This window comes from Streptomyces genisteinicus (assembly GCF_014489615.1).
GTDB classification, from domain to species: Bacteria; Actinomycetota; Actinomycetes; order Streptomycetales; family Streptomycetaceae; genus Streptomyces; species Streptomyces genisteinicus.
On record NZ_CP060825.1, the window covers coordinates 5,910,640 to 5,937,139 of the forward strand.

Consider the following 26,500-nt stretch of genomic DNA (forward strand, 5'->3'; position numbering starts at 1 on the left):
CACGCGGCAGACGGTCTGACACACGGTGCACGTCTTGTTACGGGGACCATGCTCTGGGACCATGAGGCGCCGCGGAAGGAGGCACTTTCATGTCCCAGGGGAACACCGGTGTGACCATCGAGGCCGGGGCGGTGCAGCAGTGCGAAACTCCTGCCGCGCAGGCCGCGTGCTCGGTGCTGGAGGTCCTCGGCCGGGTGAGCGGCAAGTGGAGCATCGGCATTCTGCTGGTCACCACGCAGGGCCCCGCGCGCTTCACCGAACTGGAGCGCCAGGTGAAGGGGATCAGCCGCCGGATGCTCACCCTCACCCTGCGGAACCTGGAGCGGGACGGCCTGCTCACCCGCACCGTCTATCCCACGGTGCCGCCGAAGGTCGAGTACACCGCGACGCCGATGGCCCGGGAGCTCTACGACTCCCTGCTCTCGCTGACGGGTTGGGCGGAGCGGCACCTCCACGAGATCGACCGCGCCCGCGCCGACTACGACGCGGAAGCCGCCGTCGCGGCGGACGGTGCGCGCACCCCGGCCCTGACCGGCTGACGGCCGCGGCGACCGGCTGACCAGCCGGGCCGGCACGGACCGGCCGCGCACGCCGGCCCGGAAATCGCTGGACTTGCCGCGATGTTCACGCCAGGGTGATCCGATGCCATCGGTCAAGCAGGTCCAGATCACCTTCGACTGCGCCGACCCCGAGCGCGTCGCCCGCTTCTGGTGCGAGGTGCTGGGGTACGTCGCCCCGCAGCCCCCGGAGGGCTTCGCCACCTGGGACGCGTACAACCTCACGCTGCCGCCCGGGGAGCGGGGCGCCTGGTTCGCCGCCTCCGACCCCACGGGCGCGGGCCCGCGCTTCTACTTCCAGCGCGTGCCCGAGGGCAAGACCGCCAAGAACCGGGTCCATGTCGACGTGCGCGCGGGCACCGGGCTCGTCGGGGCGGAGCGGCTGGCCGTCCTGGAGGCGGAGTGCGAGCGCCTGGTCGCGCTCGGCGCCGTGCACCAGAAGACCCTCTACGCCGACGAGCAGAACGAGTCCTGCATCAACATGCAGGACATCGAGGGCAACGAGTTCTGCCTCGACTGAGGACCCACCCGGCGCCCCGGGTTCCCCCGGGACCGCCGCCCGCCGCGGGACGTCCCGCGGTCCGTCGCCGGCCCCGAGGAGGGCTGTGGAACAGCAGACGCCGCGGCCTTCGGACGACGTGTGGCGGTGGCAGGCCGAGAGCGCCCGCTCCGCCGACGCCTCGGCGCGGGCCGCTTGCTCGTGGGTTCCGCCCGTCGAGGAGGAGTTGGTGCGGGCCGCCGAGGCGAGCGCACTGCGCCGGTGGTACCCGAGCGTCAGCCACACCTGCCTCCGGTTCGCCGACGGCCCCGCGCCCTGGCAGGCCGGCGGGCAGGGCGATGTGCGGGAACTCCCAGGGTGGATCTCCTTCGCGCGGGAGGACCCGGCCGGTGCGGCCGTGTTCCGTGTGTGGAGCGGCCGCCCGTTCGGGGCCGCCGGGCCGGAACTCGTGCTGACGACACCGCGGGCCGCGGCCGCCGTCGAGGCTCTGGTGCGGCTTCTGGCCGCCGAGGGCTGAGCGCCGGCCCGCTCGGGGACGGTGTGCTGCGAACCGCTGGGAGTGGGCATGGGGTTGACGTACGGATACGACATCCATCTGCGTCCCGGGAACGTCTCCCGGGTGCTCGCCGGTCTGGGCGCGCTGGCGCCGCCGGACGCGCGGGTGCCCCCGCTCGACGTCACGCTGCCGGACGGTGAGCGGATCGTCCTCCCGTTCACCTCCGGCTTCGGGAGCGAGCCGGTCGACCGCTCCGCGGGCGGCACCTTCGAACTGGAGACGTCCCTCATGTTCGACGCCGACGACGCACTGCGCGCGTACGCGGCGACGGGCGGCCCCGCGCCCGGGGCGGACGGGCGCGTCCGGGTCGGGTACGTCTACGCGACGGTCCGGTTCGTGTCCTTCCTGCACCCCGGTTACGCGTCGGTGGAACTGTGGGCGGCGACGTCGGGGATGAGCCGCCTGTTCGCCCGGTCGCCCAGCGTGAGGAGGACGTTCACGGACCTCACCGCGGCCTGCGGTGGAGTGTGCTGCCTCTTCGACACCGGCGACGGCGGCCCCGAGGAAGTGTGCTGGCTGGGCGGTGCGGCGACCCGGACGACGGTCCCCGGCCCCCGCTTTCCCGATCGGCGCGCACTCGTGGCGACATGGCCGGACCCCGGGAGGTGAGCACCGGCTCCGCCCCGGCGCGGGCGGACGGGGGAGCCGAGCGGGCCGCCGTGCTGCCGCTCACAGCTGGCGGAGATGGTCGCGCAGGGTACGGGCCGCCTGGCCCATGAGGGCGTCCGCGCCCGGCTGGGCGGCGGCGGGGACCAGGGACTCGGTGAGGACGGCGACGGCGAACGCCCCCCCGTCCGCGTGCTCGACGACCCCGATCTCGTGCCGGAGGTTCAGCAGGGTCCCCGTCTTGGACCACCAGCGGGTCGCGTCGGAGGCGAAGTCCGGTGTGAGCCGCTGCCGCAGCACGTTGTGCAGCATCAGCCCGCGCACGGACGCGGCCGTCTCCGCCGGGATCGACGTCGGCTCCCACAGGCCCGCGAGCAGATCCACCCAGGCCCGCGCGCTCCCCGTGTTCGCCCGGGTCGTGTCGAGTTGGGGGACGCGGTGCCCGCGGCCGCTGGTGCCCGCGTCGATCGCCAGGGCGTGCGCGAGGTGGGCCTGGCCGGTGCCGAAGCGCTCCACCGGGGTGTCGGACAGCTCGTCCGCGGTGTGCCGCACCGAGATGCCGCGGACACCGAGCTCCTGGAGGAGGGCGGTGACGTGCGCGGGCGGCGTGAGGCCGAACAGGGCGTCGGCGGCCGTCTCGTCGCTCAGGCACGTGCTCAGGTAGAGCAGGTCGTCGACCGCGATCCGCACGGGGTGCCGGAAGCGGGTCAGCCCGGTGGGGCCGAGGGCGGTGCTGCGCCCCGGCCGCACGTCGAGGCGGGCCGCGCCGTCGAGTTCCCCGCGCCGGACGCGTTCCGCCGTCGCGAGGGCGAGCGGCACCTTGACCAGCGAGGCCGACGGCAGCGCGGTGTCGGGCTCGATGCCCGCCTCGTCACCCGTGTGCAGGTCCCGTACCAGCAGGCAGCCCCGCAGCCCGCCTTCCTGCAACTGCCGCCGCACCCGGCCGATGACCGCTTCCGTGTTCACCGCGTACCGCCCTCTCCGTTCAGCCCGCGCCGGTGCCGGTGCCCGAGACCGTGCTCGCGTCTTTGCCTGTGCCCGAGACCGCGCCGGTGCCGGTGCCCGAGACCGTGCTCGCGCCTCTGCCCGCGCCTTTGCCTGTGCCCGAGACCGTGCGCGTGCCGGCAACCGCACCCGCGCCTGTGCCCGCGGTGCCGGTGACGGCACCCGTGCCGGTGTCCGCCGGCGGGTGCGGCTCCCCGGGGCGGACCGCCCCGGCCGCGCCTGCCGCACCGCTGCCCGGGGCGCCCAGGCAGCGGGCGAGCGCGGCACCCAGACGCCGCCCGACGAGCTGCGGATCGCCCCCGCCCGCGACGGCGAGGGCGAAGCCGCGGGTGAGCGGCAGCTCTCCCACCGGCCGCCAGTGCAGGCCCAGTTCGACGGCCTGCGCGGGGGAGCAGAGCAGCAGGTCGTCGCCGCACAGCACCTCCGCCGCCGCACCCGTCAGATCCGTCGCCGCGGCGAGCTGGGCCGGGCGCAGCCCCACCGCGTCCCGCAGCCGTGCCAGGGGGTCCCGGATGTGCGGCACGTCGTCCTCGGGCTGGATCCACACGCGCCGCGCCGGTCCCGGCGATGCCCGTCCGACGCGCAGCGTCTCCAGGTAGACCCGGTTCACCCCCGGGTCCCGCGCGCCCGCGAGTCCGAGCGGTATCGACCACACCGCCTCGTCGGACGGCACGGCCAGCACGGCCGCGCGCACCTGCTGCGCGTGGACGAGGTCTCCGCGCTGTGCGGGCGGCGCGACCCGCAGGTCGAGGGCGATGCCGTGCGCACGGGCGTCGGCGACCAGCCGGGCCAGCGCCGCGGTGGTGCAGATGCCGGGCACCGCCAGGCGCCACGGCTTGCGCCTGGCCGCCTCGGCCTCGTGCAGCAGCACGTCGGCCGCCTGCACCAGTGCCCTGGCCGCGGGGAGCAGGTCGCGTCCGAACGGTGTCAGCACGGCCCGGCGCGAGGTGCGTTCGAAGAGCTGCTCACCGACGTGCTCCTCGAGCGCGGCGACCCGGCGGCTCGCCACCGGCTGCGACATCCGGGCGGCCGCGGCGCCGACGGTGAAACTGCCGTGCTCGCTGACACTGACGAAGGCGCGACTCGCTGCCACCAGATCCACGTCCCGCACCCTATGCCGGTTCCGCATGGAACCGTGCACGCGGGCATTGGACCGTATGGCCGGGGCGGGCGAGGGTGGCCGGGTACTCATGACCACGCACCGGGACGGGGCCGCTGCCCCGTCCCCTACGCGCCCCTGCCCAGGGGCGTTCGGAGGTTCGGACCATGCAGCACACCACCCGTGCCCGGCACGCCGTCGCCGGTGTCCTCGCCGCCCTCGTCCTCGCGCCCCTGACGGGGTGCGCGGACGCCGGGGCCCGTGCGTCGCAGACGCCTGCCGCGCAGACGGCCGGGCGGCCCGCCGCCCAGGTGTCCACCGCGAGCGCGACCGCCGCATCGCACACGCGCGAGTTCAGGGCCCTGGAGCGCGCCTTCGACGCGCGGCTGGGCGTCTACGCGATCGACACCGGCACCGGGAAGGAGGTCGCCTACAACGACCGGCAGCGCTTCCCCTACGCGTCCACCTTCAAGGCGCTGGCCGCCGGGGCCGTCCTGGACGAGTACGGCCCGGAGGGCATGGACAGGCTGATCCGCTACACCGAGGCCGACCTGGTGGAGCCGTCCCCGGTCACCGAGGACCACGTCGGCACCGGGATGACGCTGGCCGAACTGTGCGACGCGGCCGTCCGGTACAGCGACAACACCGCCGGCAACCTCCTCCTCGCCGAACTCGGCGGCCCCGCGGGCCTGGACGCCAGGCTGGAGGACCTGGGGGACCACGTGACGCAGATGGACCGCGTCGAGCCGGAGCTCGGCGAATGGACGCCCGGCGACAACCGTGACACCAGCACACCGCGTGCCCTCGCCCACGACCTCCGCGCCTTCGTGCTCGGGAACGTCCTGACGAAGGGTGAGCGGGACCGTCTCACCACCTGGCTGCGGACCAACGTCACCGGCGACGAGACCATCAAGGCCGGTGTGCCGCCGACCTGGGTGGTCGGTGACAAGACCGGGACGGCCGTCACCTACGGCGGTCGCAACGACATCGCCGTGGTGTGGCGCCCGGACGGCGCTCCGATCGTGATGGCGGTGCTGACGAACCGTCCGGGGAAGGACGACGAGCACGACAACGACCTGCTGGCGCGCGCCGCTTCCGTGGTCGCCGGGGCGCTCTCGTAGCGGTCGCCGCCGTACGGCGGTTCCGCCGTGACGTCCGTGACGTCGGTGACAGCGCCGGGCCCGGGTGGGGAATCCCCACCCGGGCCCGGCGCCTTTTCCGCTGCCGCGGTTTCCCCCGCCGCTGTTCCCGAAAGAGCGTTCAGCTTCAATTCATTGCAACAAGCAATGGCTGACGTTGCGTTAAGTATCAAAATGGTTGCAACGAATTAGAGGCTCTGAACTGCATAAACGTCCTTTGTCTGCAACGAATGCGTTGCCAGAATCTCGAACGCAACGTAGCTTTCTCTCATCGGAAACGAAATGACGAAGGAGAACACCATGCAGACGTTCACCACCCCCGCCCCTGTCACCGCCGTCCTCGACCTCCCCGCCGCGACCGTCCGGCTCGTCACCGCCGACGGTGCCGGCACCACGGTCGAGGTCCTGCCCGCCGACGCGTCGAAGGGCAGGGACGTCAAGGCGGCGGAGCGGGTCGCCGTCACCTTCGAGGACGGGGTCCTGCGGATCGCGACCCCGGCACCGAAGAACCCGGTGCTCGGCAACGCCGGCACCGCCGCCGTGACGGTCCACCTCCCGGCCGGCTCCCGCGTCGAGGTCAAGGCGGCCGCCGCCGAACTCCGGGGCGTGGGACGCCTCGGCGAGGTCGACATCGAGGCCGCGCAGGGCTCGGTCCGGCTCGACGAGGCGGCGGGCGCCCGCATCGCCCTCCTCGCGGGGGACGTCGTGGTCGGCCGGCTGGGCGGCCCCGGTGAGATCAGCACCCGGAAGGGCGACATCGGGATAGCCGAGGCGGTGCGCGGCACCGTGACGCTCCGCACCGAGCTGGGCGACATCACGGTCGGCGCCGCCGCGGAGACCTCCGCGATCCTCGACGCCGGCACCGCACACGGCCGGGTCCGCAACGCCCTGAAGAACACCGACGGCGCCGCCGCCGGTCTGACCGTCCACGCGACCACGGCCTACGGCGACATCACCGCCCGCAGCCTCTGATCCGCACACACGACGTTCGCTCAGACGACGTCCGCACACACGACGAAGGAGTTGCTTTCCATGACCGGCTTGGCCGTCGAGGCGATCGGGTTGCGCAAGGCGTACGGGGAGAAGGTGGTGCTGGACGGGGTGGATCTGCGGGTGCCGGCGGGGTCGGTGTTCGCGTTGCTGGGTCCGAACGGGGCGGGGAAGACGACGGCGGTGAAGATCCTGTCGACGCTGGTGGGTGCGGACGCGGGGTCGGTGCGGGTCGGGGGGCGCGATGTGGCGTCCGCTGCGCAGGCGGTGCGGGCGGGGATCGGGGTCACCGGGCAGTTCTCGGCGGTGGACGGTCTGATCACGGGGTGGGAGAACATGCTCCTGATGGCGGATCTTCAGCATCTGCCGCGTGCGCAGGGCCGGCGGGTGGCGGGGGAGCTGCTGGAGCGGTTCGGTCTGACGGAGGCGGCGGGCCGGCCGGCCGCTTCGTACTCGGGGGGTATGAAGCGGCGGCTGGACATCGCGATGACGCTGGTCGGGGATCCGCGGATCATCTTCCTGGACGAGCCGACGACGGGGCTGGACCCGCGCTCGCGGCACACGATGTGGAAGATCGTGCGGGAACTCGTCGCGGGTGGGGTGACGGTGTTCCTGACCACCCAGTACCTGGAGGAGGCGGACCAGCTCGCGGACCGGATCGCGGTGCTGCACGACGGGCGGATCGCCGCCCAGGGCACCGCGGAGGAACTCAAGCGCCTGGTGCCCGGCGGGCACGTGCGGCTGCGGTTCACCGACCCGGGCGCCTACCGGTCCGCGGCCGCCGCGCTCACCGCCGGCGGCGCGGCCGCCGACGACGAAGCCCTCACCCTCCAGATCCCCAGCGACGGCACCCAGCGCGAACTGCGCTCCCTGCTCGACCGGCTCGACTCCGCGGGTGTCGAGGCCGACGAGCTCACCGTCCACACCCCCGACCTCGACGACGTCTTCTTCGCCCTCACCACCAGCACCACCAGCACCACCGCCGGCACTGTGCCCGCGCAGACCGACCACCCGACCAGCGAGGAGACCGTCCGATGAGCACCCTGTCCCTGGCCGTACGCGACTCGTCCACCATGCTGCGCCGCAACCTGCTGCACGCGCGCCGCTACCCGTCGCTCACACTGAACCTGCTGCTGACACCGGTGATGCTGCTCCTGCTGTTCGTCTACGTCTTCGGTGACGCGATGAGCGCCGGTCTGGCGGGCGGCGGGGGTCGGGCGGCCTACATCGCCTACATCGTGCCGGGCATCGTGATGATGACGATCGGCTCGACCGTGGTGGGGACCGCGGTCTCGGTGGCCAATGACATGAACGAGGGCGTCATCGCCCGTTTCCGGACCATGGCCATCCACCGCGGATCGGTCCTCTTCGGCCACGTCGCGGGCAGTGTCATGCAGTCGGTCGCCAGCGTGCTGCTGGTCGGCGCGGTCGGCGTCGCGATCGGGTTCCGGCCCGACGGCGCGACTCCCCTGGAATGGCTGGCCGCCCTCGGCCTGCTGGCCCTGGTCGCCCTCGCCTTCACCTGGATCGCCGTCGGCATGGGCCTGGTCAGCCCCAACGTCGAAGCCGCCAGCAACAACGCCCTCCCCATGGTCGTCCTCCCCCTCATCTCCAGCGCCTTCGTCCCCCTCGACTCCATGCCCGGCTGGTTCCGCCCCATCGCCGAGTACCAGCCCTTCACCCCCGCCATCGAAACCCTCCGCGGCCTGCTCCTGGGCACCGAGATCGGCAACAGCGGCTGGATCGCCGTCGCCTGGTGCCTCGGCCTCACCCTCCTCGGCAACCGCTGGGCCACCGCCCGCTACAACCGCGACCCGAGGTGACGCGCCGGCGGACCGGAGCCCAGGCGGGGCGGCCCACTCCGAGGGGAGTGCGCCGCCCCGCCGCGCGTCCACCGGGAGCGTCGGGACCGCCGCGGACCGGAGGTTGAGCAGCGCGGCAACCGGCGCGGAGGGCAACAGGCTTGGCAGAACCTTGGAGAAAAAAATACCAGTGAGTTGGTTCGTTTCGCGGGGGGCGTGAGCAATATTGGCTCCACGGAACGATCACGGTGTCGTGCGGGGCGGGCAGGGGCAGCACCGACGGTCCGTGGGTACGGGAGGTTGAACATGGCCAGGCAGGAACGGGCGGAGGTCACCCGCAGCGCGATCATCGACGGAGCGGCACGGGCCTTCGACGGAACGGGCTTCTTCGGCACGAGTCTCAGCGACATCGTGCGGGAGGCGGGCGTCACCAAGGGCGCCCTCTACTTCCACTTCGCCTCGAAGGAGGACCTGGCGCAGGCCGTGGTGGGCGAGCAGTTCTCGGCCTGGGAGACCGCGACCGGCCTCGAACGCCCCGGCGTCCAGACCGTGATCGACCTGGTGCACACGCTGACCCGGCGGCTCCAGGAGAGCGTCCGCGTGCGGGCCGGCATCCGGCTGGTCATCGAGCAGTCCACGGCCTCCGGCGCCCATGCCGGGCCCTACGAGCGGTGGATCGACGTGATCCGCAACTGCCTGGCCCAGGCCCAGGGGAGGGGTGACGTCAGGCCCGAGATCGACGTCGCGGACGCCGCCCAGGTCGTCGTCGGCTGCTGGATCGGGCTGCAGCTCTCGTCGCAGGTCCTCACCGGCCGACGCGACCTGGCCGAACGCACCACGCAGATGTGGCAGATGATGCTGCCGGGGATCGTGCCCGTGCGCCGGCTCGCCCGCTTCCATCCGGCCGGCACCCCCGGCCTGCACCACCACGCACCCGCAGCCCCCCTGGCCCGGGAGGAGGTCGTCGAGGTCGGCTGACCCCGGGCGTCCGTGCTGCGGCCCCCCATGCCCTCGCAGCCCGGACGCAACCCCTGCCGGCCGTCTCCGCACCCCGCGGCGGAGCAGTGCCGCCGGGAGTCCGGCGTGACGGTCCGCCACTTCCGGCTCGCGACTCCGGACTCCCGGCGCGACCGTCCGCCGTCCCGGTCGCGCCCGCCGGGGTCCCGCCGCGCCGAGCCGTCCCCGCCGCGCGCCCCGGACCCCCCGAGGCCCTGCCGACTCGTCCCGCCGGTACGTCCCGCCGGTACGCCCCGTCAGTACGTGGCGAGGAAGCGGGAGAGCACCCGGGTGCCGAAGGCGAGGGAGTCCACGGCCACGCGCTCGTCGGTGCCGTGGAACATGGAGACGAAGTCGCCGCCGGGCGGCAGCCGCAGCGGGACGAAGCCGAAGCAGCGGATGCCGAGCCGGGAGAAGTGGCGGGCGTCGGTCGCGGAGGACATGCAGAACGGGACGAGGCGGGCGGTGGGGTCCTCGGCGAGCAGGGCTGCCGAGATGGTGGCGGCGAGGCCGTCGTCGAGTCCGTTCTCGTGGCCGCCTCCCCGTGGCACGACGCTGGAGGTGACCTCCGGCGGGATGAGGCGGCGCAGTTCGTCCAGGAACTCCTCCTCGTGCCCGGGCACGCTCCGGCAGTCGATGCGGGCGTGGGCCTGCGACGGGACCACGTTGGGCGCGCCGCCCGCGCACAGGGCGACCGGGGTGGCGGTGTGGCGCAGGGTCGCCCCGACGATTCTGCCGACCTCCCCGATGGCGTCCAGCGCCCGCTCCGGGTCGTCCGCCGTGCCGCTCAGGCCGAACGCCTCCCCGAGCTGGTCGAGGAACTCCTGCGTGGTGGGCGTCAGCCGCAGCGGGAAAGGGTGTTCCGCGATGGCCGACACCGTGCGGGCGAGGGCCTTGACCGCGTTGCGCTCGTTGAGCATCGACCCGTGGCCGGCCAGGCCGTTCGCCGTCAGCTCCAGGGTGAACGCGCCCTTCTGGGCGGTCTCCAGCAGATAGAGGGAGCCGGTCGGCGTCGCGACGCTGAACCCGCCGACCTCGCCGATCGCCACGTCGCAGTCGGCGAACAGGTCCCGGTGGTGCTCGATCAGCCACCCCGCGCCGTGGGTGCCGCCGTCCTCCTCGTCGGCGACGAAGGCGAGCACCACGTCCCGGCGGGGGGCGCGGCCCGCGGCGTGCATCGTGGTCACGACGTCGAGGATCATCGCGACCATGTCCTTCATGTCCACCGCGCCGCGCCCCCACACGTAGCCGTCGGCGACCTCGCCGGAGAAGGGGTGCACCGTCCAGCCCGCCGGATCGGCCGGTACGACGTCGAGGTGGGCGTGGACGAGCAGCGGCGGCAGCTGCGGCTCGCGGCCCGCCATCCGGGCCACCACGTTGGTGCGGCCCGGGGCGCCCTCCAGCATCAGCGGCTCCATGCCCGCCGCGGCGAGCCGTTCGGCGACGTACTCGGCCGCCGCCCGCTCGGGCCGCCGGCCGACGGTCGTGTCGAGACGTATCAGTTCGGAGCAGTACCGCACCACGTGAGAGGTGGGGAGGGTCTTCTGGCGGGTGGTCATGTCCGTTCTCCTTCGGGGGATTCGGGGGAAGGGGTCGGGAGCCGGATGGCGGGCGCGGCCCGGGCGCGGGGACGGAGCCCCGCCCGAAAGCCGGTACGGAGTGCGGAGGCCGGTGCGTGCGGAGGGCGGCCGGGGCCGCGAGGGGTGGCCCGGCGGGGGAGCGGCGCACGGATGAGGGGGCCGTGCGCCGGTGCCGCCCGGCCCCGCCGTCACAGCGTGGCGGTGAGGCCGCCGCGCTTGAAGACCTCCAGCAGGACCGTCACGTCGATCTCCCCGACGCCGTCCAGCGGCCCCACCACCCCGGTGAGGAACTCCTGGAGCTGGTAGGCGTCGTGGACCGCGACATGGGCGCACACCTGGTAGTCGCCGGCGATCGAGACGAGCGTCAGCACCTCCGGCCGCCGGGAGAGGGCGCGGCCGACGGCGTCGAGCCTGTCGTAGCAGACCTTCAGCCACAGCAGCGCCTCCGTGGTGTAGCCGAAGAGGGCGGGGGCGGCGTCCGCGCGGATGCGGATGACGTCCTGTTCGAGGAGGGAGGCGAGCCGCCGGGAGGCGGTGGCCTGGCTGACTCCGAGCTCCGCGGCCAGCCGGGTGGTCGGCATCCGGCCGTCCTGTGCGAGCAGACAGGCCATTCGCTGCTCGTCCGGATGCAGGTCCGCCTCCCCCCGCCGGCTCCCGAACGGGGCCCGGGACGGCTGGCGCAGAACCGCCTCCTCCTCGGGGGTGAGCGCGCCGCCGTTCCACTCGTGGCTGCCCGTGTAGAAGCGCAGCACCGGGTGCGAGGAGGAGCTGCGGACCTGGTGCGGCATACCGTCGAACAGCAGCGTGCGCAGCGATTCGTGGCTCTCGGGGATGACTTCCACGAAGTGGTCGGAGGAGCCCAGCAGGGCCATCACCGTCCGGGTCTCGTACAGCTTGGAGAAGCGGTCCGCGACCTCCCGCGCATGGCCGGTTTCCACCCGCAGCCGGAGCAGTACCGGAGCGGGTCGTCCCACCAGCTGGGTGTCGAGCAGACCGACCACACGGATCAAGCCTTCTTCCAGCAGTCGCTGCCCGCGCCGAGCGACGGTGCGCTCGGATAGCCCGAGGGGTTTGGCGATCTGCTCCCACGGGGCACGGCCGTGCAGTTGCAGGGCGGAGGCGATCCTCCGGTCTGTCTCGTCTGCGATGTCGTTGCTACTCATGACTGCACCCATCATGTCGTATCCATGCACCGAATAGTAATTGCTTGACGGTTCGATTCATCCAGTGCCAGAGTGGCCGACGCATCGCACACCGTGATGAGGAGGGTACGGGTGGAACGCGCGGCAGGGGTGGGAGCCGGGTTATCCGCAGGCACGGGCGCCGTGGGGACGGGGCGTACGGGCTGCACGACGGGGGCCGAGGTCCATGACCGGGACAACGGCTCGCCTGGCACCGACACGGAAACAGACACAGACACAGGCACCGGCACCGAGACAGGCGCCGAGGCGGACGCCGGCACGGACACAGGCGCGGGCGTCCCGGGCTCCCCGGCGACGGCCGGCGCCCCCGGGGACACGGCGGCGCCGGCCGGCCGGCGCAACCTCGCGGCCGCCACCGCGGGCAACGCCCTCGAGTGGTACGACTGGAACGTCTACGCGCTGATGGCCCCCTTCTTCGCGACGAAGTTCTTCGTCACGGGAGGCGTCGGCACCGCGCTGATGTCCTCGCTCGCCGTGTTCGCGGTGGGCTTCGTGGCCCGCCCGCTCGGCGGACTGCTGATGGGCGTGATCAGCGACCGCCGCGGCCGCCGCACGGCGATGCTGCTCTCCATCGCGCTGATGGCGGCGGGCAGTCTCGTCATCGGACTGACCCCCGACTACGCGACGGCCGGCGTCCTCGCCCCCGTCCTGCTGGTGACGGCGCGGCTGGTCCAGGGACTCTCCGCCGGCGGCGAGTTCGCGGCGGCGGCCGCCTACCTGGTGGAGTCGGCGCCCTCCGGGCGCAGAGGGCTCTACTCCAGCTTCCTCTACATCGGCAACCTGACCGGCACACTCCTCGCCTCCGGTCTCGGCGCCCTGCTCGCCCTCCTGCTCAGCGCCGACGCCATGGCGTCCTGGGGCTGGCGCGTCCCGTTCCTCGTCGGCGGCGTCGCCGCCCTGGCGCTCGGCGTGCTCCGGCGCGGGATGGCCGAGACGCTCGACGGCGACACCCGGCGCGCGGCCTCGGGCGAGGGCCTGTTCACGCCGCTGCGGCGCAACGCGCGGGCCGTCCTGACCCTGTGCGGCCTCACCGCGGGCGCCACCGTCGTCTACTACACCTGGATCGTCGGGCTGCCCGCCCACGCCGCGGCGGAGGCGGGCGTCAGCCGCGGAAACGCGCTGCTCGCCACCACGCTCGCCCAGATCGTCCTCCTCGCGGCCCTGCCGGCCGCCGGCATGCTGGCGGACCGGATCGGCCCGCGCCGCATGGTGATGGTCTTCGCCGGCGGGTTCGCCGTCGCGGGCGTCCCCCTGCACGCCCTCGCCGGCCACTCCTTCGGCGGCCTGCTCACCGCCGAGGTCACCGGGCTGCTCCTGTTCAGCGGCTACGGGGCCACCGCCGCCCTCGTGATGGCGGAGCTCTTCCCGAGGGGCGCCCGCGGCACCGGCATCGGCCTGCCCTACGCGGCGACCGTCGCGGCCTTCGGCGGCACCGCGCCGTACGTCGGGCTGTGGGCGGCCGACCACGCTCCGAGCGCCGCCTTCCCGGCGTACGTGTCCGTGCTGTGCGCCGTCACCTTCCTCTTCGCGTGCTTCCGCCTCGCGCCGGACGGGCCCGCCCCGTCCCGGCCGCGCGGCCGGCCGCTCGGCTGAGCCCCGTCCGGCCCCGCCGGACCGAACGGCCGCTCCCGGCCCGGCGCGTACGACCACTTCGGGCCCGGCCCGAACCGTCGTGTGCCGCCGGCCGACCGCACCGGCATTCCCGACCGCCCGCATCCGCCCTGGAGACACCATGCCTCTCGACCGCACCCTTGACGCGCAGCCCGACATCACCGACCTCCGCTCGCGCATCGACTCGATCGACACCGAGATCAGCCGCCTGGTGGCCGAGCGGCGCGGCCACTCGCACCGCATACAGCGGATCCGTCTCGACGGCGGCGGCCCGCGCACCCAGCTCGGCCGGGAGAACGAGGTCATCGCCCGCTACACGGACAGTCTCGGCAGCGCCGGCACCGCCCTCGCCCACCTGCTGCTCACCACCTGCCGGGGCCCGCTCGCCACCGCCCCGGCCGGCACCGACGACGGAGACCCGGAGCACCGCGCATGATGATCGGCTTGGAAGCGGTGGCGGCATACGCCGTCGTGGCACTGCTCGGCGCGATGTCGCCCGGCCCCGACTTCGCCCTGGTCAGCCGCTATGCGGCGCTCCGGGGACGGCTCGCGGGCCTGGGTGCGGCAGCGGGCGTCGCCGCGGGCATGGCGGTCAACACCGTCGCCGCCGTGGTGGGCGTCGGCGCCGCGCTCGCCGCCTCGCCGGCCGTCTTCCGGGCCATCACCCTGACCGGCGCCGCCTACCTCTGCTACCTCGGCGTCCGGGCCCTGCTCGCGGCCCGGGCGGCCGACGGCGGCGGCCTCGGGGAGTCCGCCGGCGGGCAGCGGGACGGCAGCGTCCGGTGGGTCGCCTTCCGGCAGGGGCTCGTCACCAACGTGCTCAACCCGAAGTCGATCGTCTTCCTCGTGGCGCTGCTGCCGCAGTTCCTGACGGACCGTTCGACATGGGCCGACAGGTCGGTACTCGGCCTGGTCACGGTCCTGATGGTCTTCCTCTGGTTCTGCGCGGTCTCCCTCGCGGTGGGCGCCTTCCAGTCGGTCTTCCGGCGCCCCGGCGCCCGGCGGGTCCTGAACGCCGCGACCGGCGTGGTCCTCATCGTCCTCGCGGCCGTGATCGTCCTGAACGCCTGAATGCCTGAATGTCCTGAACGCATGAACGCCTGACCGCTCTCACGCCCGGCCTTCGCCACGCCTGTACCCCGCCACGCCCGAACTCTCCATGCCCGAAAGCCCGAAAGCCCGAACACGCCCGCACACGCCCGAACATCTCCACGCCCGACCGCCGAACCCCGCACCGCCCGGCCGTCCCACCGGACACCGGCCACCGGACACGGGACCGGGGGCACCCGCCCCCGGGACTTCCCGGCCGCGAGGTTCCGCCGAACGGCGACGCACCACCCGTGAACAGTCCGTCACACCGTCGTGCCGAGACATCCGCCAGCGCATCAACGGACCGGAGGGGACAGTGCCCGCGCACCCCCTGTACGACGCCGTAGCAGTCGGCTGCGGCCCTTCCAACCTCAGTTTCGCCGCCCTCGCCACCGAGGTGCCCGGCCTCCGCATCGCCGTCCTGGAAAGCGACACGGCGATGCGCTGGCACCCCGGGCTCATGCTCCCGGGCGCGAAACTCCAGGTCTCGCCCTGGAAGGACCTGGTCAGCCTCGCTTCGCCGACCAATCCGCACTCCTTCCTCAACTACCTGGTGTCCAGCGGCCGCATACACCGGTTCCTGGTCAGCTCCCGCAGCGCCGTCAGCCGCAGGGAGTTCGAGCAGTACTACGCCTGGGCCGCCGACCGGGTCGGCACCGTCCGCTTCGGCCAGACGGTCCGGTCCGTCGAACGCGCCCCGGAGGGGTTCCGCGTCCACACCGACCGCGCGACCTGGCGGGCCCGCAACCTGGTGCTCGGCGCCGGGCGGCCCCCGCGGGTGCCCGCGCAGACCCGGCCGTTCCTCGGCGACGGCGTCTTCCACGCCCACGACTACCTCAGGGCGCCGCGCCGCACCGGCGGAGCCCGGGTGCTGGTGGTCGGCGGCGGCCAGAGTGCCGCGGAGATCGTCAACCACCTGCTCTCCGGCCCCGGCGCGCTCCCCTCCGAACTGGTGTGGGCCACCGGCCGGATCGGCCTCCCGCCGCTCGACGACTCCCCGTTCAGCAACGACTGGTACACCCCCGGCGCGGTCCGCCACTTCCACCGCGCCGGCCCCAAGGTCCGTGCCCGGCTGCTGGAAGCCCTCACCTACACCAGCGACGGTGTGAGCGAGGACCTGCTGGCCGACATCTACCGCCGGCTGTACGAGCTGGACTACGTGGACGACACCGCCTTCCGCCACGCCGTGCTCCCCGGCTACCGGCTGGACCAGCTCGGCCGCGCGGAGCGGGGCTACGAGGCCGTGCTCTCGGGCACCGGGCCCGGCGACGAACGCCTCGCCGCCGTGGACACCGTGATCCTCGCGACCGGCTACGCGAGCGGACCCCCGGCGTTCCTCGCCCCGCTGCTGGACGAACTGCCCCGCCACGACGACGGCAACTTCCGGACCCGCGCCGACTTCCGGCTCGACACGGAGACCGCCCCGGCCCCGCCCGGGGAGCTCACCGGCACCGGCGGCATCTGGGTGCAGAACGCCGCCCGCCACAGCCACGGCGTCGCGGACCCCAATCTCAGCCTCTCCGCCTGGCGCAGCGCGGTCATCCTCAACTCCCTCACCGGACGGCAGGTGTTCAGGACCGACGGGTTCGACACCACCTTCGACTTCGAGCCGGCCGGCGGCCCCGCGCCCGCTCTCCGTGCCCATGCCGTGCCCGCCCTGGATGAAGGGACGTTTCTCCCGTGATCGCCGTACCCCACGTCCCCAGCGCGCGGACCGCCGAGGACATCGCCCACCTGCCCCGCACCGGCGTGCTCGGCGGCGAGCTGCAACTCCACTCGGAGGGCACCACCCTGGTGGAGTTCGTCCTGCCCGACCGCTTCCCCGGCGGCCCCGACGTGCCCGTCAAGGTGAACTGGTGGAGCCTCGCCCCCGGTGAGAGCACCCCGCCCGAGAGCCACCGCGTGCACGAGATGTGGCTGATCTCGGCCGGCGAGGCCGACCTGGAGCTCGGCGACGAGACCATCCGGGTCCGGGCCGGGCAGAGCGTCTTCATCCCGTCCCAGGTGCCCCACCACGCCGTCAGCCGCGGTCCCGGACCGCTCGTCGGCTTCGCCGTCTGGTGGGAACCCCGGTGACCGCGGACCGTGCCGACCTGCTGATCGTCGGCGGCGGGATCATCGGGGCCACCGCCGCCTGGGCGGCCGCCCGCCACGCGCCCGGCTCCCGCGTCGTGCTCGCCGACCGCGGTGAGCCCGGCGGCGGAGCCAGCGCGCTGTCGGCCGCGCTGATCGTCCCGTACGCCCCCGACGACGAGCACCGCGCCCTCATGACGGAGGCGGTCCGGCTGCTCGCCACCGGCCCGCTCGCGGACTTCCAGCGGACCGTGCCCATGGCCTTCGTGGTGCCCGGGGACTCCGCCCCGACCGTGTCCGGCCACTTCCTGGGCGGCCCCCTGCCGGTGGCCGGCGAGGACCGGCTCGCCGGGCTGGCCGCCGCCTACCCCGGTCTGTCGCCGCTCCCCGGCGAGACCGTGCTGGACGCGGGCGACCGGTGCACGGTCCTCGACGTACCGGGCTGGATCACCGCCGTCACCGGCGGCGCGCTGCCCGGGGTCCCCGCGCCCGAGGTGCTGACCGGAACCACCGTCACCCGGCTGGTCCGCGACGGCGACGGCTGGGCGGCCGCCACCGCGGAGGGCCCGGTCCTGCGGGCCCGCCGCGTCCTGCTCGCCACCGGACCGTGGGCCGCGCCCGGGACCGTCACCGCGCCCGGGGCGCACCCGGCGCCGCCCCACACCACCGGCGCCAAGCTCGTCGCCGCTCTCCACCTGGCTCCCGGCTCGGTGCCCGACGGGCCCGGCGTCCCGGGGGTGGTGTTCCTGGAGGACGACCTCTTCGTCCTCCCCGGGCGCACCCCGCTGGTGAGCTTTGCCGCGCGCGGACGGCTGCCCCACGGAAGCACCCCCGCCGCCGGACTGCCCGCCGGCGAGCGGGCGGAGGGCGTCCGGGCGCTCGCCCGCAGGCTGCCCGCGCTCGCCGGGCAGGTCACCGGCGGCCGCTGCTTCCCGGACGCCTACACCCCCGGCCGGCTGCCCCGGGTCGGGCGGACCGACGGCGCCCCGGGCCTCGCCTGGATCACCGGCGGCTCCGGCTCGGGCGTCCGCTTCGCCCCCGCCCTTGCCGCACGCGCCCTGCGCGCCCTCGCCCTGCCCGTACCGCCCGCCCGCGGGACCGGCCCCGGCCCGGCCCGGCCCCGGCCGTCCGCCCGCGGCACCACCGCGGCCCCGCCCGTCCCGCCGGCCGCCGGGACCGGCACCGCCCTGTCCACCGCACTTCCCGGAGCCACCTCGTGACCGAACACCTTCCCGGGCCCCCGGGCGCCCCCGCCCTCCTGCTCGTCGGCGGGGCCGCTGCCGGCGGCCACGGCCTCGACTCGACGCGGCGCACCATCCGCGCCGCCCGCGCCCTCGGCCTCGCCGTCCACCTCACCGACCTGCCCGAGGCGCTCGCCGCCGCGACCGCCGTCACCGCCCTCGCGGACCACGTGAGCGCGCTCGACCACGAGCAGCCCGCGGCGTGCGCGCGCTGGGCCCGCTCCGGCGCCGCCGGGAACGTGGCCGCGGTCTTCAGCTCCCGCGAGTACGCCCAGGAGGGGGCCGCCGCGATCGCCGCCGCTCTCGGGCTGCCCGGCAACGCCCCGGCGCTGGTCGCCACCGTCCGCCGCAAGGACCAGTGCCGCGCCGCCCTCGCCCGCGCCGGGTTCCGGCAGCCCGCCGTGCGCCTGTGCCACGGCGTCGAGCAGGCCCGGGAGTTCGCGAAGGAGCGCCCCGGTCCGTGGATCGTCAAGCCGCGCGACGCCATGGGCAGCCTCGGCGTGGCGCTCGTGGAGGCCCCCGGGGAGCTCGACGCCGCCGTCGCCGCGCTGCCGGGCGGTGGGCCGTTCCTGGTCGAGGAGTACGTCACCGGGCCCGAGTTCAGCGTCGAGGGCGTCCTGACCGGGGGCAGGCCCCATGTGCTCGCGATCACCGCCAAGCACGTCACCCCGCCCCCGCTCTTCGTGGAGCTGGCCCACGCCCTGCCCGCGCCGGCCGGCCGTGAGGTCCACGACGGGCTGGCCCGGGAGGCGGCCGCCGCGGTCACCGTGCTCGGCCTGCGCCACGGCGTCTTCCACGTCGAGGCGTGGTGGACGCCGGAGGGCCCCGTCCTCGGCGAGGTGCACACCCGCTTTGGCGGCGACTGGATCCACCTGATGCTCGAACACGTCCTGGACGCGGACGTCAGCGACGCGGTCCTGCGCGACCTCCTCGGCCTGCCCGTCCCGGACCTCACCCCGGCCGACCCCGCCCGTCCCGGGCGCGGCGCGGCCGTCCTCTTCCCGACACCCGGACCCGGCACGGTCACCGCCCTGCACGGCTGGGACCGGCTCGCCGGACAGCCGGGGGTGCTGCACGCCGAACCGCAGCTCGCCCCCGGCGACACCGTGCCGCCCCTCACCGACTCCGCGGCCCGGCGCGGCGTCCTCGTCACCGCAGCCGAGGACGCCCGGACCGCCCTGGACCTGGCCCGCCGTCTCGCCGCCGGCCTCGGGACGACCACCGTCCCCGCGGCCGGCGCGACGACCGCGCCCGGTCCCTCCGCCCCCGCGCCCTCGGGCGCCGGCCACTCACAGGAGCACTGATGAGCAACACGCTGCACGACGCGACCCTCGTCGCCGAGAACACCGAGGTCATCCAGCAGATCGACCCGCTCTTCGACGTGCTGTCGAAGGACGCGCCCGAGCGGTCCGACCTGGTCCGTCTCGCCGCGGGCACCCTGGCCGCGGTGCGCATACCCCACCACCTGCCGGCCGACCGCTGCGCCGAGCTGATGACGGCGCTGGACGCGGCCGAGTTCGACACCTACGACGAGCGCCGGATCTTCCCCCCGGTGACCAAGTTCGGCCCGGCCGTCTTCGACTACTACCTCGACGACACGATCCGCCCCGAGTACTGGGACCACGCGGCGCAGTCCCGCGCCACCTGGAAGAAGATCGTCGGCGACCACGACCCGCTGGACGCCCTCGTCGGGGAACTCCGCCGCATCTGGCAGGGCCCCGTGGAGCCCGCGACCGTCGGCGGGCGGGAGCTGTTCGTCGGCATGGTCAGGGAGCTGACCGGCGGCGCCCGGATGCACTTCGACGAGCTGATGCGCGAGTTCCCGGGCGTCATGGACCAGGAGCTCGTCGCGCAGTTCGGCTTCAACTGCTATGTGAGCGTGCCCGAGGAGGGCGGCGAACTCGTCGTCTACCGCCGCCGCTGGAAGCCCAGCGACGAGCAGGCGCGGATCGGCTACGGCTGGTCCGAGAAGGTTGCCGACGGCGAGCCCCGCGTCCTGGTGAAGCCGTCGGTCGGCGACTCCGTCTGGTTCGACTCGCGCAACTACCACGCCATCAACCCCAACACGGCCGGGCGGCGCCTCTCCCTGGCGTTCTTCTGCGGTGTCACCACCGAGAACAAGCTCGTCCTGTGGTCCTGAACCGGAACTCCGGAGCGGGCCGCGCGCCCGCTCCGGACGGTCCGGCCGCCCCACCCGATCCGAAGGAAGAACGACACGTGCGCACCCACCTGCTCCACCGCGAAGACCCCTACCTGCGCGAATTCGAGACGACCGTGGTCGCCGTCGGCGAGGAGACCCTGGAACTCGACGCGACCGCCTTCTACGCCCGCGGCGGCGGCCAGCTCGGCGACCAGGGCGTGCTCGGCGGTCACCGCGTGCTCGACACCGTGAAGGCCCCCGACGGGCTGAGCGTCGTGCACCGGATGGAGTGGAACGGCGCCCCGCCCTCGCCGGGCGACCGGCTCACCGGCAGCGTGGACTGGGAACGCCGCTACCCGATGATGCGGCTGCACAGCGCCCAGCACCTGCTGTGGATCGCCCTCGCCGCCGAGTACGGGCCCGAACAGCAGGACCGCGGCGGCGAGATCGCCCCCGAGAAGGCGCGGCTCGACGTCGCCTGGGAGGCCCCCGAACGCCCCGACCCGGCGGCCCTCACCGCCCGGCTCGCCGCGCTCGTCTCCGCCGACCTGCCCATCGAGCGCTACGCCACCGACCCGGAGGGCGAGCGCTGGGAGTGGGCCATCGCCGAGCACCCGCCGATCCCGTGCGGCGGCACCCACGTCCGCTCGACGGGGGAGACCGGCCCGCTCGCCGTCACCGTCAAGGGCAAGGGGCGCGGCACCGTGCGCCTGACCGTCAGCCCGGCCGGCTGAGCCCCCCGGCCGGGCCCCGCGGCCCGGCCGGCGTCCCGCCCGCCCCGACGGCCCGTCCCGTCCCCCACCGCGACCGCCCGGAGCCCCATGCGCCGCACACTGGCCCTCACCACGGCCTACCTCCTCACACACCTCGGTTACTTCTCGCTGCTCCCCGTGCTGCCGCTGCTGCTGGAGCGGGGCGCCGGAGCGGCCGGGGCGGGCGCCGCGCTGCTCTGCTTCACCGTGTCGGCCCGTGCGGCCTCCGTGCTGATCAGCGGGCGGCTCGAACGCTTCCCCGCCCGCGGCTGCATGACCGGCGGGCTGCTGCTGGCGGCGGCGGCGTTCACGGCCCTCGCCGCGGGCCCGCCGTTCCCCGTCCTGATCGTCCTCCTGTTCGCCGCCGGCTGCGGGATCAGCGTCAACGGGCTGACGGTGCGGGCCTATGTCGCCCAGGCGGTCCCGGGGAGCGACGACCGGCACAAGCTCTTCACCGCGGTCAACCTCGCCGTCAACGTGGCCGCCTCGCTCGGCCCGGTGGCCGGCACCTTCCTGGTGTGGGCGGGCCGCGGCGACGGGCTGTGGCTCGCGGTCGGCGGCTGCTACCTGCTCGCCGCCGCCACCACCCGCCTGATGATGCCGGCGGTGCCCGCCGCCCGCGTCGAGGCGAGCACACTGCGGCGACGGCTCTCCGTCGTGCGGGGCATCCTCCGGTCGCCGTACGCCCGGCGGCTCGCGGCCGTCACCGCCCTGGGGTGGTTCGTCTACGCCCAGCTCTTCTCCGCGCTGCCCCTCTTCCTCGCCGACATCACCGACCGCAGGGCCATCGCCGCGTACTTCACGGCGAACGCCGTCGCCGTCATCCTCCTCCAGGCGCCGGTCTCGGCGCTGGTCGCGCGACGCCTCAAGGCGGGTTCCTCGCCGCTGGTGATGCTGCGTCACGGCTGCCTCCTGCTGACCCTCGCGTTCCCGCTGATGGCGGTCGTGGCCGACCTGCCGTGGCTGGTCTTCCTCGGCGTCGTGGTCTTCTCCCTCGGCGAGGCGCTCTACGTCCCGCTCGTGGACACCGCGTTCGCCGACCTGGCACCCGAGTCCGCCTACGAGTCCTTCAACGCCCGCCAGATCGTCACGGCCGCGGGGGAGTCCCTCGGCTCCTTCGCGGGCGCCACCGGATACCTCCTCCTCGGCGACCGCCTGGGCCACGGCGCCTGGTTCCTCGCCGTCGGCGCCGCGGGGACGGCCCTCCTCGGGCTGCTCGCCCTCCGGGGCACCGCCCTGCCCCCGTCCGCATCACACGCTCCCGCACCGAAGGTGGCTCCGTGACCCAGCCGCTCGCACCCCAGCTCGTCATGGTCGGCTTCTTCCCGGCCTTCATCCGCTCCCTGGAACGGCACCTGCCGCCCCGCTCCCTGACCGTCGTCGAGGACCCCGGCGTCTACGCGAAGAAGCCCATCGCCGCCATGGAGGGCTCCTTCCGCTGCCTCACCGAGGTCCGCCTCGCCGCCTACCAGCAGTCCGGCGACGCGGTCGACGAGATCGTGCGCCTGCACCGCGAGACCGGTGTGACCGGGGTGCTCCCCGGACTCGAGTACGCCGTCGAGGCCGCCGCCGAGGCCGCCGCAGCCCTCGGACTGCCCGGCCTCGGCACCGGCGCCGCCCGCACACTGCGCGACAAGATCCTGCTGCGCGAGACGACCACCGCCGCCGGGATGGCGGCGCCGGACTTCGCCGAACTGACCTCCGCCGACGACCTCGCCGCCTTCCTCGCACGCGACCCCGGCCGCTCCACCGTGCTGAAGCCGGCCAACCGGCAGGCCAGCCTCGGCGTCCGCTTCCTGCCCCCGGGAGCCTCCCGGGACGAGGCGGCGACGGCGTGGCGGGCCACGACCGGCGCCGACGAGGGCGCCCAGATCGCGGACCGCCCGATGACCTGGCGCTACCTCGCGGAGGAGCGCCTTCAGGGCCCCGAGGTCAGCGTCGAGGCGCTCGTCGCCGGCGGACGCCTGCTGTTCCTCAACGTCACCGCCAAGACCACCGCCGACGGCCCCCACCCCGTCGAGCTCGGCCACGTCCTGCCCGCCGCCCTGCCCGCCGCCACGGACACCGCCCTGCGCACGGGCATGGAGGCGCTGGTCGGCGCCGTGGGCATCGGCTCCGGCATCCTGTGCGCCGAGTGGATCCTCACCGACGGCGGCCCCGTCCTGGTGGAGTGCGCGGGGCGCTGCCCCGGCGACAGCCTCATGGAGCTGATCGCCCTCGCCTGGGGCGACGACTTCCACCACCGTCTCGCCGACCTGCTGCGCGGCGAGACGCCCGTGCTGCCGGACACCGCCGAGCGCTGCGCGGCCATCCGCTTCCTGCACGCCCCGCCCGGCACGGTGACGGACGTCGACGGCGCCGAGGAGGCGCGCCGACTGCCCGGCGTCAGCGAACTCGCCGTCACCGCCGTCCCCGGCCAGGCCGTCGGCGGCCTGCACAGCAGCTGGGACCGGCTCGGCCACGTCATCGCCGTGGGCGCCACCCCCGAGGAGGCGCTCGCCGCCGCCGCGACGGCGGCCGCGCGCGTCCGCATCACCGTGACCCCCGAACCCGCCGCCGCGCAGCCCGCCCACGCCGTCTGAGCCCCCGCGGAACACCAGCCCCCTCCGAGACCCCACCACCCGACCCGACCACCCGGCCCGCCGCTCCCGGCGCACCGACCACCGAGGACACCCGTGACCGACGCCGTCATCATGTGCAATCTCCGCCCCAACCAGCTCGAGCACCACGCGGCCCTGCGCGCCGCCCACCGCCTCGGGCTGAAGGTCCTGCTGATCACCGACCAGAAGGCCGAGGTCGCCCCCTCCCTGCTGGCCGAGCAGATCCGCGTCCCCACCTACGACATCCCGCAACTCGTCGCGGCGGGCCGCGAACTCGCCGCCCGGCACCGGGTCGCCGCCGTGGTCACCTGGAGCGACCGTGACGTCCTCGGCACCGCGGAACTGGCCCGCGCCCTCGGCCTGCCCGGGCTCGACCCCGGGGCCGCGCCCGCCTTCCGCAACAAGCACCTCATGCGTACCGCGCTCGCCGAACTCCCCGAGTACCTGCCGCGCTTCGCCCGGGTGACCGGCGTGGCGGAACTGGAGAGCGCCGCCGAGTACGTCGGCACCCCCGCCGTGCTCAAGCCCACCGGAGCCGCCGGAAGCATCGGCATCTTCGAGATCCACCGGCACGCCGACCTGCGCCCCGCCTTCGACCGGCTCACCGCCTACACCCGCCCCGAAGTGCACCCCATCTTCGCGACGAGCACCGGCGAACTGATCCTGGAGGAGTTCCTGACCGGCTCCGAGCACAGCGTCGAGGGATACGTCCACCAGGGCCGCGTCACCCTCGCCGGCGTCACCGACAAGACGACCCTCGCCCCCTTCCACACCGAGACCCGCCACGTCTTCCCGTCCGCGCTGCCCGCCGGGGCGACCGCCGCGATCGCCCGGATGACGGAGGCGGTAGTCGGCCGGCTCGGTCTCGACGACGGCGTGTTCCACCTCGAGTGCAAGTGGGACGGCGAACGGCCCCGGCTCGTCGAGGTCGCCGCCCGGGTCGGCGGCGACCACATCACCTCCCACCTCGTCCCCCTGGCCACCGGCACCTCGTTCTACGAGAACACCCTCCGCGTCGCCACGGGCGCAGCCCCGCTCGCCCCCACCGCACCCCCGCTCGCCGCCGGCGTGCAGAAGTTCCTCGCCCCCCACGCGGGCATTTTCCGGGGCCTCGACGGGCTGGTCGAGGCCACCGCCGTCCCCGGCCTGGAACACCTCGTCGTGGACACCAGGCCCGGCGCCACCGTCCGCGTCCCGCCCGAGCACTACATGGAGTACGCCCTCGGCGCCGCCGTCGTCCGCGCGGGCACGCCCGCGGAGGTCACCGCCGCCCTGGACACCGTGCAGTCCCTCGTCCGTCCCGTCGTCGACCACTGAAGGCCGCCCGCACATGAACCTCCTCGACCTCGTACGGCGCGGCCCGGCCCGCCCCCACCTCGTCACCGCCGCCTACCACACGCCCAACGGACCGCTCCACCTCGGCCACATCGGCGGCCCGTTCCTCTCCGCCGACGTCGTCGCCCGCCATCTGGAGACCCTCGGCCACCCGGTGGCCCGGATCTCGGCGACCGACTCGCACGAGTCGTACATCCTCATGACCGCCCGCCGCGCCTCCCTCGCGCCGGAGACCGTCGCCACCCGCTACCACGACTCGGCCCTCGACGCCCTCACCGGCCTCGGCATGCGCCAGGACGCCTGGCCCGACATGCACCGGGACCCGTACCGGGCGGTCTACCACGAGCGCAGCCACGCCGCGGTCGCGGACCTGGAGCGGCGCGGCCGGCTCGTCCGGGAGTCCGAGAAACTGCTCCACGCCACCGCCACCGGGCGCGGGCTCGTCGGCGCCTTCGTCCACGGCCGCTGCCCGGCGTGCGGCAGCGGCGCCGCGGGAAGCTCCTGCGAGTCGTGCGGCCTGTGGTTCGGCCCCGCCGACCTCCTCGACGCCCGGCCCGTCCTGGCGGAGGACGGACCGGCCGAACTCCGCACGGTGCACAGCGTCTTCCTCCCCGGCGACCCGCGGTATTTCTCCGGCGAGGAGGCGGCCCGCCGCTTCCCGCCGGGATACGCGGACCTCCTGGAGGAGTACGTGGCCCACAACGGGCGCCGCATCCGCCTCAACCACCCGCTGGGCTGGGGCGTGCCGTGGCGCGGCGGCGCGGCGAACGACGTCCACCTCAGCTACGGCACCGGCACCTACGCCGCGTTCAGCGTGCTGCGCGACCTCTACCGCGAGGCCGACCCCGCCGGACGCGACGCCTTCGCCCGCGACACCGACGTCGTCACCGTCGCCACCGGCGGCTACGACGCGACGCTGCCGTGGATGTTCGTGCTCGCCTTCATGGACGACGACACCGACTGGCAGCCCCACCAGCACCACATCATGAACCGCTTCCTGCTCCTGAACGGGGCCAAGTTCTCCACCAGCAGGGGCCACGTCATCTGGGCGCACGACTACCTGGCCGCCGGGCTGCCCGTCGACCCGCTGCGCGGCTACCTCGCCTCCCTCTCCGACGCCGGCCGGGAGAGCGACTTCCGCACCGCCGAGTTCGCCGACTGGACCAGCCGCGTCCTGGCCGGCCGCTGGGACCCGGCGGTCCGCCGGGCGCTGCGCGACGGCACGGGGGACACCGCACCGGTGCCGCACTCCTTCACGGCGGAGGCGGTCGCGGCCCTCACGGCCACGGCCGACGCCCTGCGCCCGCCGACCACCAGCCCGCGCGCCGCCCTCGCCGTCCTGGACGACTGGGTCGCGCGCGCCGACCGGGGCCTCGCACCGGGCGAACACGCCACCTGGCTGGCGGTCCTCGCCGTCCTCGCGCAGCCGCTGATGCCGTCCTTCGCCGGCGCGCTCTGGAAGGCCCTGGGCGCCGAGGGCTCCCCGACCCTCGCCGGTCCGCTCCCCGGCCGCGTCACCGCCCCGGGCGCCTACGAGGGCCTGCCGGCGGTCTCCCGCGCGGCGGTGGAGGCCCTCCTGCCGCGGCAGGAGGCCACCGGCTGACGTTGCCGGGGTCCCGGCCGGCGGC

The 26,500-nt window shown here is 74.6% G+C and carries 25 protein-coding genes and 1 pseudogene; 22 read left to right on the forward strand and 4 right to left on the reverse strand.

The window, feature by feature from the left end; genetic code table 11:
• Positions 1 to 89: 89 nt before the first annotated feature.
• From IAG43_RS25395 to IAG43_RS25410, 4 genes are all read left to right on the forward strand, one after another.
• Positions 90 to 539: a winged helix-turn-helix transcriptional regulator gene (locus tag IAG43_RS25395; protein WP_246574559.1), complete on the forward strand. Its 450-nt coding sequence runs from the start codon at positions 90 to 92 to the stop codon at positions 537 to 539.
• Between the two features lie 103 nt (positions 540 to 642).
• Entirely contained in the window at positions 643 to 1,077 is a 435-nt protein-coding gene (locus tag IAG43_RS25400) for a VOC family protein (protein WP_187742995.1), read from the forward strand.
• 85 nt (positions 1,078 to 1,162) lie between these two features.
• Positions 1,163 to 1,573 (forward strand): hypothetical protein, encoded by a 411-nt coding sequence (locus IAG43_RS25405; RefSeq protein ID WP_187742996.1) that lies wholly within the window; start codon positions 1,163 to 1,165, stop codon positions 1,571 to 1,573.
• Between the two features lie 48 nt (positions 1,574 to 1,621).
• Positions 1,622 to 2,221 carry a hypothetical protein gene (locus IAG43_RS25410; RefSeq protein ID WP_187742997.1) on the forward strand — a complete coding sequence of 200 codons (600 nt, stop codon included), beginning with the start codon at positions 1,622 to 1,624 and terminating at the stop codon, positions 2,219 to 2,221.
• Between the two features lie 60 nt (positions 2,222 to 2,281).
• Here the strand turns inward: IAG43_RS25410 and IAG43_RS25415 are convergent, their stop codons facing one another.
• Together IAG43_RS25415 and IAG43_RS25420 are read right to left on the reverse strand one after the other, a co-directional pair.
• Positions 2,282 to 3,184: a serine hydrolase gene (locus tag IAG43_RS25415; RefSeq protein WP_187742998.1), complete on the reverse strand. Its 903-nt coding sequence runs from the start codon at positions 3,182 to 3,184 to the stop codon at positions 2,282 to 2,284.
• 262 nt (positions 3,185 to 3,446) lie between these two features.
• Positions 3,447 to 4,352 (reverse strand): annotated as a pseudogene (locus tag IAG43_RS25420) (LysR family transcriptional regulator); the annotation flags it as partial.
• Positions 4,353 to 4,489: 137 nt separating this feature from the next.
• Between IAG43_RS25420 and bla the strand changes: the two are divergent.
• The 5 genes from bla to IAG43_RS25445 all read left to right on the forward strand — a co-directional run bounded on the left by bla (position 4,490) and on the right by IAG43_RS25445 (position 9,231).
• Positions 4,490 to 5,443 carry a class A beta-lactamase gene (gene bla / locus IAG43_RS25425; protein ID WP_187742999.1) on the forward strand — a complete coding sequence of 318 codons (954 nt, stop codon included), beginning with the start codon at positions 4,490 to 4,492 and terminating at the stop codon, positions 5,441 to 5,443.
• A 318-nt stretch (positions 5,444 to 5,761) separates the two neighbouring features.
• Positions 5,762 to 6,433, forward strand: coding sequence for a DUF4097 family beta strand repeat-containing protein (locus tag IAG43_RS25430; protein ID WP_187744636.1), 672 nt, complete (start codon positions 5,762 to 5,764; stop codon positions 6,431 to 6,433).
• Positions 6,434 to 6,493: 60 nt separating this feature from the next.
• Positions 6,494 to 7,489, forward strand: a complete 996-nt coding sequence (locus tag IAG43_RS25435; protein WP_187743000.1) for an ATP-binding cassette domain-containing protein — start codon at positions 6,494 to 6,496, stop codon at positions 7,487 to 7,489.
• Positions 7,486 to 8,274: an ABC transporter permease gene (locus IAG43_RS25440; RefSeq protein ID WP_187743001.1), complete on the forward strand. Its 789-nt coding sequence runs from the start codon at positions 7,486 to 7,488 to the stop codon at positions 8,272 to 8,274. Before IAG43_RS25435 ends, IAG43_RS25440 begins: the two co-directional genes overlap by 4 nt.
• Positions 8,275 to 8,559: 285 nt before the next feature.
• Positions 8,560 to 9,231, forward strand: a complete 672-nt coding sequence (locus IAG43_RS25445) for a ScbR family autoregulator-binding transcription factor (RefSeq protein ID WP_187743002.1) — start codon at positions 8,560 to 8,562, stop codon at positions 9,229 to 9,231.
• 275 nt (positions 9,232 to 9,506) lie between these two features.
• On the opposite strand, the gene IAG43_RS25450 is transcribed toward IAG43_RS25445, so the two are convergent.
• Positions 9,507 to 10,808 (reverse strand): M20/M25/M40 family metallo-hydrolase, encoded by a 1,302-nt coding sequence (locus IAG43_RS25450; protein WP_187743003.1) that lies wholly within the window; start codon positions 10,806 to 10,808, stop codon positions 9,507 to 9,509.
• A 209-nt stretch (positions 10,809 to 11,017) separates the two neighbouring features.
• Entirely contained in the window at positions 11,018 to 11,992 is a 975-nt protein-coding gene (locus IAG43_RS25455; protein ID WP_187743004.1) for an Lrp/AsnC family transcriptional regulator, read from the reverse strand.
• A 111-nt stretch (positions 11,993 to 12,103) separates the two neighbouring features.
• On the opposite strand from IAG43_RS25455, the gene IAG43_RS25460 reads away from it, so the two are divergent.
• From IAG43_RS25460 to IAG43_RS25520, 13 genes are all read left to right on the forward strand, one after another.
• Complete coding sequence (locus IAG43_RS25460; RefSeq protein WP_246574560.1) at positions 12,104 to 13,624, forward strand: MFS transporter; 1,521 nt, start codon at positions 12,104 to 12,106, stop codon at positions 13,622 to 13,624.
• A gap of 139 nt (positions 13,625 to 13,763) precedes the next feature.
• Positions 13,764 to 14,078, forward strand: coding sequence for a chorismate mutase (locus tag IAG43_RS25465; RefSeq protein WP_187743005.1), 315 nt, complete (start codon positions 13,764 to 13,766; stop codon positions 14,076 to 14,078).
• Positions 14,075 to 14,713, forward strand: coding sequence for a LysE family translocator (locus tag IAG43_RS25470; RefSeq protein ID WP_223005974.1), 639 nt, complete (start codon positions 14,075 to 14,077; stop codon positions 14,711 to 14,713). Before IAG43_RS25465 ends, IAG43_RS25470 begins: the two co-directional genes overlap by 4 nt.
• Before the next feature lie 334 nt (positions 14,714 to 15,047).
• Positions 15,048 to 16,415, forward strand: a complete 1,368-nt coding sequence (locus IAG43_RS25475; RefSeq protein ID WP_187743006.1) for a lysine N(6)-hydroxylase/L-ornithine N(5)-oxygenase family protein — start codon at positions 15,048 to 15,050, stop codon at positions 16,413 to 16,415.
• Entirely contained in the window at positions 16,412 to 16,807 is a 396-nt protein-coding gene (locus tag IAG43_RS25480; protein ID WP_187743007.1) for a cupin domain-containing protein, read from the forward strand. The genes IAG43_RS25475 and IAG43_RS25480 overlap by 4 nt, the downstream gene beginning before the upstream one ends.
• Positions 16,804 to 18,024: an NAD(P)/FAD-dependent oxidoreductase gene (locus tag IAG43_RS25485; protein WP_187743008.1), complete on the forward strand. Its 1,221-nt coding sequence runs from the start codon at positions 16,804 to 16,806 to the stop codon at positions 18,022 to 18,024. Before IAG43_RS25480 ends, IAG43_RS25485 begins: the two co-directional genes overlap by 4 nt.
• Entirely contained in the window at positions 18,021 to 19,349 is a 1,329-nt protein-coding gene (locus tag IAG43_RS25490; protein WP_187743009.1) for an ATP-grasp domain-containing protein, read from the forward strand. The genes IAG43_RS25485 and IAG43_RS25490 overlap by 4 nt, the downstream gene beginning before the upstream one ends.
• Positions 19,349 to 20,185, forward strand: coding sequence for a 2OG-Fe(II) oxygenase (locus IAG43_RS25495; protein WP_187743010.1), 837 nt, complete (start codon positions 19,349 to 19,351; stop codon positions 20,183 to 20,185). Before IAG43_RS25490 ends, IAG43_RS25495 begins: the two co-directional genes overlap by 1 nt.
• A gap of 77 nt (positions 20,186 to 20,262) precedes the next feature.
• On the forward strand, positions 20,263 to 20,919 hold the full coding sequence (locus IAG43_RS25500) for an alanyl-tRNA editing protein (protein ID WP_187743011.1): 657 nt from the start codon (positions 20,263 to 20,265) through the stop codon (positions 20,917 to 20,919).
• 87 nt (positions 20,920 to 21,006) lie between these two features.
• On the forward strand, positions 21,007 to 22,221 hold the full coding sequence (locus tag IAG43_RS25505) for an MFS transporter (protein ID WP_187743012.1): 1,215 nt from the start codon (positions 21,007 to 21,009) through the stop codon (positions 22,219 to 22,221).
• Positions 22,218 to 23,519, forward strand: coding sequence for an ATP-grasp domain-containing protein (locus IAG43_RS25510; RefSeq protein WP_187743013.1), 1,302 nt, complete (start codon positions 22,218 to 22,220; stop codon positions 23,517 to 23,519). The genes IAG43_RS25505 and IAG43_RS25510 overlap by 4 nt, the downstream gene beginning before the upstream one ends.
• Positions 23,520 to 23,612: 93 nt before the next feature.
• On the forward strand, positions 23,613 to 24,854 hold the full coding sequence (locus IAG43_RS25515) for an ATP-grasp domain-containing protein (RefSeq protein ID WP_187743014.1): 1,242 nt from the start codon (positions 23,613 to 23,615) through the stop codon (positions 24,852 to 24,854).
• Between the two features lie 13 nt (positions 24,855 to 24,867).
• On the forward strand, positions 24,868 to 26,475 hold the full coding sequence (locus tag IAG43_RS25520) for a class I tRNA ligase family protein (RefSeq protein WP_187743015.1): 1,608 nt from the start codon (positions 24,868 to 24,870) through the stop codon (positions 26,473 to 26,475).
• Positions 26,476 to 26,500: the final 25 nt, after the last annotated feature.